The 8,545-nt window shown below is 71.0% G+C and carries 10 protein-coding genes and 1 pseudogene; 3 read left to right on the plus strand and 8 right to left on the minus strand.

Annotated elements, in window-relative coordinates; all coding sequences use genetic code 11:
- Positions 1 to 298 precede the first annotated feature (298 nt).
- Positions 299 to 503, plus strand: a pseudogene (locus AB0K00_RS55350) (hypothetical protein); the annotation flags it as partial.
- Positions 504 to 567: 64 nt separating this feature from the next.
- Here AB0K00_RS55350 and AB0K00_RS55355 read toward each other — a convergent pair.
- From AB0K00_RS55355 to AB0K00_RS55375, 5 genes are all read right to left on the minus strand, one after another.
- Positions 568 to 1,041, minus strand: a complete 474-nt coding sequence (locus AB0K00_RS55355; protein ID WP_363539326.1) for a ribose-5-phosphate isomerase — start codon at positions 1,039 to 1,041, stop codon at positions 568 to 570.
- A 13-nt stretch (positions 1,042 to 1,054) separates the two neighbouring features.
- Entirely contained in the window at positions 1,055 to 1,243 is a 189-nt protein-coding gene (locus AB0K00_RS55360) for a hypothetical protein (RefSeq protein WP_363539328.1), read from the minus strand.
- 56 nt (positions 1,244 to 1,299) lie between these two features.
- Positions 1,300 to 2,466 (minus strand): DUF1015 family protein, encoded by a 1,167-nt coding sequence (locus AB0K00_RS55365; protein WP_363539330.1) that lies wholly within the window; start codon positions 2,464 to 2,466, stop codon positions 1,300 to 1,302.
- A gap of 17 nt (positions 2,467 to 2,483) precedes the next feature.
- Positions 2,484 to 2,717 (minus strand): hypothetical protein, encoded by a 234-nt coding sequence (locus tag AB0K00_RS55370; protein ID WP_363539332.1) that lies wholly within the window; start codon positions 2,715 to 2,717, stop codon positions 2,484 to 2,486.
- 147 nt (positions 2,718 to 2,864) lie between these two features.
- Entirely contained in the window at positions 2,865 to 3,254 is a 390-nt protein-coding gene (locus AB0K00_RS55375) for an ATP-binding protein (protein ID WP_363539334.1), read from the minus strand.
- A gap of 142 nt (positions 3,255 to 3,396) precedes the next feature.
- Between AB0K00_RS55375 and AB0K00_RS55380 the strand changes: the two genes are divergently transcribed.
- The gene (locus AB0K00_RS55380) at positions 3,397 to 4,329 is read left to right on the plus strand and encodes a cation diffusion facilitator family transporter (protein ID WP_363539336.1); all 933 of its coding nucleotides are present in this window, start codon (positions 3,397 to 3,399) and stop codon (positions 4,327 to 4,329) included.
- On the opposite strand, the gene AB0K00_RS55385 is transcribed toward AB0K00_RS55380, so the two are convergent.
- Genes AB0K00_RS55385 through AB0K00_RS55395 form a run of 3 tightly spaced genes read right to left on the minus strand, consistent with a single transcriptional unit; the run spans position 4,297 to position 5,645 of the window.
- Entirely contained in the window at positions 4,297 to 4,620 is a 324-nt protein-coding gene (locus tag AB0K00_RS55385) for a DUF3817 domain-containing protein (RefSeq protein WP_363539338.1), read from the minus strand. The two genes, AB0K00_RS55380 and AB0K00_RS55385, sit on opposite strands and share 33 nt — an antisense overlap.
- 7 nt (positions 4,621 to 4,627) lie before the next feature.
- On the minus strand, positions 4,628 to 4,990 hold the full coding sequence (locus tag AB0K00_RS55390) for a hypothetical protein (protein ID WP_363539340.1): 363 nt from the start codon (positions 4,988 to 4,990) through the stop codon (positions 4,628 to 4,630).
- Positions 4,991 to 5,015: 25 nt separating this feature from the next.
- On the minus strand, positions 5,016 to 5,645 hold the full coding sequence (locus AB0K00_RS55395; RefSeq protein WP_363539341.1) for a disulfide bond formation protein DsbA: 630 nt from the start codon (positions 5,643 to 5,645) through the stop codon (positions 5,016 to 5,018).
- A 160-nt stretch (positions 5,646 to 5,805) separates the two neighbouring features.
- Here AB0K00_RS55395 and pepN point away from each other — a divergent pair, with 160 nt between their 5' ends.
- Entirely contained in the window at positions 5,806 to 8,397 is a 2,592-nt protein-coding gene (gene pepN / locus AB0K00_RS55400) for an aminopeptidase N (RefSeq protein WP_363539345.1), read from the plus strand.
- Positions 8,398 to 8,545: the final 148 nt, after the last annotated feature.

Below are 8,545 nucleotides of genomic sequence, written 5' to 3' on the forward strand. Positions count from 1 at the left end.
CCCGAGGTCCGGACCCGGCAGCCGCTCCCGCACCCGCGGCAATGGGGCCCACCCCGGCGACCCCTGCGAGGGTCCCGTCCCCGCCGAGTGCGGCGCCGACCAGCCCCGCGCCGCCGAGCCCCGCTCAGCTGGCGGAGCTGTCAGGCGCCTTCGCGATGACCGCCAACGTGCACGACCCCGAGGCGGAGTCCGAGACCCCGCCGGGCGAGCGCCCCGCCGGGCACGCCAAGGACGAGCACGACCATGACCACGATCACCACCATCACGACGCCCACCACCACCATCATCACCACCATGACGAGGTGGTCTCCGAGCGTGGCCTGCGTGGCCTGGTCGGCGGCGGCGCCTCGCAGGTGAGCGTCTCGGCCGCGATGCGCGCCCGCGACGCGGCCCGCCCCACCGACGACGACCTGGCGGCCGCCGACCGTGACCTGCAGATCATCCGCCGCGGCTGGGTCCCCCGCGAGGAACTGACCCGCCCCGGCCACCGCCCCCGCGCCTGAGCGCTCCGCCCTTCGCGCCGTCGACAGCGGGCGACGGCGGCCGGCCGGGGCGGCCAGGCAGGGGTCAGGCTTCGGGGAGGGGTGGCAGGACGCGGGTCGTGTCGTACTCGAGGACCTGCGCGATACGCCGGGCGTGCCGTTCGTTGCCTGAGAAGGCCGTCGACAGGAACGCCGTCACCAGCGCCGTGGCCTCGTCGAGGGTGTGCTGGCGGGCGCCGACGGCGACAACGTTCGCGTCGTTGTGCTCGCGGCCGAGGCGGGCCGTCTCCAGGTTCCACGCGAGGGCGGCCCTGACGCCGGGGACCTTGTTGGCCGCGATCTGCTCGCCGTTGCCGGAGCCGCCGATGACGACCCCGAGGCTGCCGGGGTCGGCGACCACGCGGGCGCCGGTGTGGAAGCAGAAGACCGGGTAGTCGTCGTCCGGGTCGAACTTCGCCGGGCCGACGTCGACGACCTCATAACCCTGCTGTCCCAGGGCGCCGGCCAGGTGCACTTTCAGCTCATAGCCGGCGTGATCCGAACCAAGATAGACGCGCATACCGGAAAGTCTGTCAGAACTGGATCAGCCCCAGGCAGGAACCCACCACCAACGCCAGACCCACGAACACCAGCCCGGAGACCCATCCGGCGGTGGCGCCGCCGGATAGGCGCCAGTGCCGCCGCCGGTCCCAGACGAGGGCGGCGGCGGCAAAGGCGCCGATGCCGAAGGCGGCGACCATGGCCGCGATGAAGATCTGCATGTGCACACCCCAGGCCGAAGACGAAACGGCCTAGTGTGTACCACGATCGGGTGAAGCTACGACAGTTGGGCGACGACCAGACCCGCGCGGGCCTTCGGGGTGAACCAGGTGCTCTTGCGCGGCATCTTCTGCCGGGCGAGGTTGACCGCGACGAAGTCGTCGACGGTGACCGGGGCGATGAGCACCGCCAGCTCGGCGCGGCCCGCGTCCACCTCGTCACGCAGCCATGACGCGGGGTAGTCGCCGCCGACATAGGTGATGCGCTTGTCGCCGGGCTCCAGTCCGAGGGTCTCGGCGAAGAGGCGGCGCTCGACGAGGGCGTGGTCGAGGTTGTCGATGACGCCGCCGTCGGTGTCGCGGGGCAGCTCGATGGACCAGGCGCCGTCACGGGTGTACAGGTGGACGCGCCCGCCGGTCTCGGGGACCTCTGCGGCGTCCAGCACAGGACCGTCGAAGGACACGCCGTCAGGGAGCTCGGAGACGAGGCGGTTGTAGGGCTGGATCGCCACCGACTCCGGCGTTGTGACCACGGCGAGGAAGCGCGGGTAGCCGGCGGCCTGGGCGGCGAGGCTGCGGTGGTTGCCGTCGGCGACGACGAGCTCACCACCGCCGGCGAGGGCGAGGAGCCGGTCGCGGGTGGTGCCGGCGGCGACGGGCCAGATCTCGTGGGTGCGCCCGGCCGGGTCGGTGTCGGTGACCACGGGCGTCCCGGCGGCGGCGCTGGCCTGGGCGAGGGCGGTGTGCAGGGCGTCGCCGTGCGCGGTCTGCAGCAGCAGCACGGGCGACAGCAGGTGCTGGGTGGCCTCGGCGAGGGCGACCCGCTCGCGGACCTTCTCGATGAAGACGTCCTCGTTGCGGATGACGGCGCCGGGCTCGTCGGCGCTGGTGGAGATCTCGTCGGTGGCGACCATGCACCACAGCCCGTAGGCGCGGGCGCCGTCGGGTGCGGTGATCCGGTAGAGCACCACCACGTCGTCGGCGGCGGCGTAGTGCCCGTCGTCCTTGGCAGACTGGAGGCGGGTCACGGCGTCGGGGAGGCTGTCGCGGAAGGAGCGGCCGACATTGTCCGGCGCCCGGTGGGGCATCTCGATGGCGAGGGCGCTGGACGGGTTCGCCGCGATGATCGCGGTGATCTCCGCGTCGTCGGCGAACTCGTCGTAGTTCTGCGCGCCGGTACCTCCGGTGGAGAGCCAGGCGTGGGCGATCGGGTACGCAACCGTCATGGACGAAACGGTATAGCTCAGGCGACCTGCGCGACGGCACGGGGGACGGCGCGTCCCGCAATGGTGGACACACTGACCACGACCGGCGGGGCGAGCAGCGCGATCACGTCGTCGGGCAGGTCGGGCAGGTCCTGCTTCCAGGCCCGCTCCTGCACGGTCCAGCGGCTCATGGTCGTGGCCGACATCGTGGTCAGCGGCGTCGCGTTCGGCGTGCTGGCAGGCGGCACGGGGATGGTCGGGGCGGTGGTCATGGTGCGGGCCCTCCGGCTTCGCAGGGTGACGTTGCACACTGCGCAACGGCGCCCAGGTGTGCCGGAGTCGCACCGGCTGTGCGGATCCATTGCAAACCCACGGAGGAATCGATGGCACGGTTCTGTCGAGAAATCACCAGGACGGGCTCAGGCGGGCGCCGGCGTTGCTCTGGTCAGCATCTTCACGATCCGCAGCGCCACCCCGTGGGGCTGGTGGCGGCGGAACTCGACCATGTCGGCGAGGGCGTGGATGATGCGCAGCCCGCGGCCGCTCTCGTCGTCGAGGCCGGCGTCGCCGGTCTCGGTGCTGTCCATGCCGACGCCTTCGTCGACGACGTCGATGACGCAGCGGTCCTCGTGGATGGTGACCGTGACCTGGTAGTCGGCGCCGAGATCGGCGTGCTGGACGGCGTTGGCGCAGGCCTCCCCGACGGCGAGACCGATGTCGTCGCGGCAGTCGCGGGTGACGGAGAACACCCCGAGGGCGGCGTCGAGGACCCTGCGGGTGAGCGGAACGGTGGACCGATCGCGCGGCAACGAAAGTGTCAGCCGGATTTCCATGCCCACAGGCCCTGCCCCCTTCTGTTCACTGTCTCGACGTCGTACCGGATTAGTGCCCCGGCATACGGTGGCAGAAACGACTGCCGTCATATAGCGAACTACGCATAAGATGTGGGACATGGGTCACGACCACGATCACGACCACCACCACGCCCCGTCGGCCGACGCCGACCGGCGGCTGCTGGGCGTCGCGCTGGCGCTGATCACCGGGTTCATGGCGGTCGAGGTGACGGTCGGCCTGATGGTCGACTCCCTGGCGCTGCTGTCCGACGCGGCGCACATGCTGTCGGACGCCGCCGCGATCGCCCTGGCGCTGTTCGCGACCCGGCTCGCGGCCCGGCCGCCGTCGGGCGGGTTCACGTTCGGGCTGAAGCGGGCCGAGATCCTCTCCGCGCAGGCCAACGGGCTGACACTGCTGCTGCTCGCGGTCTGGATCACCTACGAGTCAGTGGTCCGGCTGATCCACCCGCCCGCGGTCGGCGGCGGCGCGGTCCTCGTCACGGCCCTCGCGGGCATCGCCGTCAACCTGCTCGTGGTGTGGGTCCTCCGCCGGGCGGACCGGTCCAGTCTCAACATCGAGGGCGCCTTCCAGCACGTGCTGACGGACCTGTTCGCGTTCGTCGCGGCGGCGATCTCCGGCCTGGTCGTGCTGCTCACCGGCTTCCACCGGGCGGACGCGATCGCGTCGCTGGTCGTGGCGGCGCTCATGGTCCGCTCGGGGCTCGGGCTGGTCCGCGACTCGGGCCGGATCTTCCTGGAGGCGGCGCCGGCGGGGATGGACCCGGCGGCGCTCGGCCGCGAGCTGTGCGGCGTGCCGGGCGTGGTCGAGCTGCACGACCTGCACGTATGGCAGGTCACCTCGGGCTATCCGGCGCTGTCCGCGCACGTGCTGGTGGCGCCGTCGGAGGACTGCCACGCGGTGCGCGAGGCGATCGAGGAGCAGCTGCGGGACCGCTATGCGATCGAGCACACCACGCTGCAGGTCGACCACACGCTCGACGCCGAGCACTGCGTGGACTCACACGGCGCTTCCTACAAGGGGTCGGGGTGACTGGACCCGGCGGGTGACGACCCGTTCGGCCACGAACGACAGGAACGGCACCGTGCCGGCCAGCAGCACCAGCACCGTGAACCCGAGCTTCCACCTCGCGCGGCGGGCCAGGTCGGCGGCCAGGACCAGGTAGGCCATGTAGAGGAAGCCGTGCGCGGGGCCGACGAAGGCCACGATCGTGTCGTCGTCGGTCGTGTACTTCAGCACGGTGCCGACGGTGAGCACGACCAGCAGCACGCCGACGATCCAGGCGATGATCCGGAATCGGGTCAGAGCATTCTTGAGCGGCACGGGAACCTCATCCGGGGAAGTCGCGGGGTCGGCGGTCGGGGTCGGCGGCGAGCCAGGCCAGCATGCGGTTGTACTCGGCCAGCTGCGGGTCGTCGTCGGCCGGGGCCGGCGCCGCCGGGGGCGCGGCCCGCGGGCGCAGCGGCTCCTGGGTCTGCACCGGCCGCGGCCCGAGGACGTCCCGGACGGCCCGCACCCACAAAAACACCACAAAAAGCGCAAAAAGCGGCCATTGTACGGTGTATGCCCAGCTCAACATGTTGCCGGCAGCGGCGCGCTGATACTGCCAGCGACCGGCGAGCAGGCACACGGCAACCCCGGCGAGTGCCAGGACGTGCCAGAGCACCCACCGGGGAGTCAGGAACCGCCGCACAGGTAGGCAGCCTACCGCTAGTGCGTCAGTCGAAGACGGGGCCCACGTCGCGGGTGCGCTTGATCTCGTAGAAGCCCGGGGTGCCGGCGACCAGCAGGGTGCCGTCCCACAGCCGGCCGGCGGCCTCGCCCTTCGGCCGGGGGGTGACGACCGGGCCGAAGAATGCGATGAGGTTGCCGTCCGACCCCGGCACGTGGATGACGGGCGTGCCGACGTCCATGCCCACCGGGTTCATCCCGGCGAAGTGGCTCTCCCGCAGCTGCTCGTCGAACTCGGTCGAGTCCGCGTATTCGGCGAGCTGGGCCGGCAGGCCCGCGTCGACGAGCGCGCCCTCGAACAGCTCGGGGCTCAGCTCCTGCTTCTCGAGGTGAATCCGGGTGCCCAGCGCCGTGTACAGCGGGCGCAGCACGTCGTTGCCGAACTTCTGCTCGGCCGCGATCGCGACGCGCACCGGCCCCCAACCCTTGGCCAGACCCTCTTTGTATCGGTCCGGAAGATCGTCGCGACCCTCGTTGAGGATCGACAGACTCATGACGTGAAACCGCACGTCAACTGGGCGAACCTGCTCGACCTCGAGCAACCAGCGGGAGGTGATCCAGGCCCACGGGCACCGCGGGTCGAACCACATGTCTGCGATGATGCGCTCTTCTGCCATGGCGGCGACACCTCACTCCGGAGAGCCACTCCGGAAACGCTACTGAAAGAGTCGGGAACCCGATTCGATCCTTACTCAGCGCTGGCTTCCCGTGCCAGCCGAGCTTCGGGTGACCTGAGCCACTCCTGCGTTGCCCGCCATGGACGTGGAAGACTCAGGGATGGCGCCGTCGACGGGGACGGCCACAGCGAACGACAGGAGACGACACGTGGCCGGTGTACGCAACCTACGCCAGGTTGAGGCGGTCGACCGGGCCCGCCTGCTCGACGTTGCGGCGTACGACATCAGTCTCGACCTGACGGACGGCGCCGGCTACCCAGGTGAAGGCACGTTCCGGACGACCACCGAGGTGCGGTTCACCTGCGCCGAGCCGGGCGCCGACACCTTCATCGAGCTGGCGGTCACGACGGTGCTCAGCGCGACGCTCAACGGCGCCGCCCTCGACACGTCGGACTGGACGCCGCAGACCGGGCTGCGCCTGCCCGGCCTCGCCGCGGACAACGTCCTGGTCGTCGAGGCAGAGGGCACCTACTCCACGACCGGGCAGGGGCTGCACCGCAGCGTCGACCCCGTCGACAAGGAGGTGTATCTCTACAGCCAGTTCGAGACGACCGACGCGCAGCGCGTCTACGCCTGCTTCGACCAGCCCGACCTGAAGGCCAGCTTCACGTTCCACGTGACCGCGCCGGCCCACTGGAGGGTCATCTCCAACATGCCGCCGGAGCGGCGCGACGGCCTCACCGTGCACTTCCCGCCCACACCGCGGATGAGCACCTACGTCACGGCGATCTGCGCCGGGCCGTATCACGAGGTCCGCGACAGCCACGACGGCATCGACCTGGGCGTCTTCTGCCGCCAGTCGATGAAGCAGTACCTGGACGCCGACGACATCCTGCTGATCACGAAGCAGGGCTTCGACTTCTTCCACCAGGAGTTCGGCATCCGCTACCCGCTGCCGAAGTACGACCAGGTGTACTCGCCGGAGTTCAACGCCGGCGCGATGGAGAACTTCGGCTGCGTCGTGCACGCCGAGCAGCACTACGTCTTCCGCTCCCCGGTCACCGACTTCGAATACGAGCAGCGCGCCAACACGATCCTGCACGAGCTCGCCCACATGTGGTTCGGCGACCTCGTCACGATGCGCTGGTGGGACGACCTGTGGCTCAACGAGTCGTTCGCGGAGTGGGCGAGCCACTGGTGCAACACCCGCGCGACCCGCTTCACCGACGCCTGGACGACGTTCCTGTCGATCCGCAAGAACTGGGGCTACCGGCAGGACCAGCTGTCCTCCACCCACCCCGTCTACTGCGAGATGCCCGACGTCGAGGCGGTCGAGGTCAACTTCGACGGCATCACGTATGCCAAGGGCGCCAGCGTCGTCAAGCAGCTGGTGGCCTATGTGGGCATCGACCCCTTCCTGACCGGCCTCCGCGCGTACTTCCAGCAGCACCAGTGGGGCAACGCCACCTTCGACGACCTCCTGTCGGCCCTGGAGTCCGCCTCCGGCAAGGAACTGCGCAAGTTCGCGGCGCAGTGGCTGGAGACCGCCCAGGTCAACACCCTGCGCCCGGAGCTGACCATCGCCGCGGACGGCACCTACGAGCAGGTCGTCGTCGTGCAGGAGGCCCCGGCCGCGTATCCGACGCTGCGCACCCACCGCATCGGCATCGGCCTGTATGACGTCGTCGACGGCGCCCTGCTCCGCCGCGAGCTGATCGAGGCCGACGTCGACGGTGAGCGCACCGAGATCACCACCCTCACCGGCCGCCGCGCCGCCGACGTCCTGCTGCTCAACGACGACGACCTCACCTACGCGAAGCTGCGCCTCGACGCCCGCTCGATGGACACCGTCTCCGACCACATCCTCGGCATGGACAACTCCCTGGCCCGGGCGCTGGTCTGGACCGCGGCGTGGGACATGGTCCGCGACGCCGAGCTCGCGGTCCGCGACTACATCAAGCTGATCGCGTCCGGGCTGCCCGCCGAGCGCGACATCAACCTGGTCACCGCCACCATCCGGCAGGCCCAGTCGGCGCTGGTCTTCTACGCCGACCCGGCCTGGGCCCCGGAGGGCTGGCGCATCGTGGCCGCGACCGCCCGGGCCGCCCTCCGCGATGCCGCACCCGGCAGCGGGTTCCAGCTCGCGTGGGCACGCTCGTTCGCGGCGTCCGCCCGCACCCCGGACGACCTCGCGGTCCTCACGGGCTGGCTCGACGGCGTCGAGGTCCCGTCGGGGCTGACCATCCAGGCGGACCTGCGCTGGGGCATCCTGCACGCCCTCATCGCCAACGGCGCGGCCGACCCGGCCGAGATCGAGGCCGAGCTCGACCGCGACCGCACCGCGAGCGGCGAACGCCAGGCGGCCCTCGCCCGCGCCCTGGTCCCGACGGCCGAGTCGAAGGCCGAGACGTGGCGCCGCCTCGTCGAGGATCACCACCTGCCGAACTGGCTGCAGCGCTCCCTGCTGCAGGGCTTCCAGCACTCAGCCCAGGTCCCGCTGACCGCGGCGTTCCTGCCCGCGTTCTTCGACGCCCTCATGCCGGTGTGGGAGAACCGCGACTCGGAGCCGGCCGCCGAGTTCGTCGAGCTCGGCTACCCGTCGTTCCAGGTCAGCGAGGACACGGTGGCCCGCACCGAGGCGTGGCTGGCCGAGCCCGGCCGGCCCGCGCCGCTGCGCCGCCTGGTCGGCGAGGGCCGCGACGGCATCGTCCGCGCCCTGAAGGCCCGGGCGAAGGACGCCGCGGCGACCTGACGCGTTCGCACCGGAGGGCGGGGCTGGTCGCACTGACCGGCCCCGCCCTTCGCCGTCCACGCCTCACCTGGACCCCGGGGTGCACAACCTCTCCGGAATCGCTCTCCGGAATCGCGGAAAGCGGCGGCGCGCCGGCTCCCTGGACGGG

The sequence above is a fragment of the Dactylosporangium sp. NPDC049525 genome, assembly GCF_040676755.1.
Classification (GTDB): Bacteria; Actinomycetota; Actinomycetes; order Mycobacteriales; family Micromonosporaceae; genus Dactylosporangium.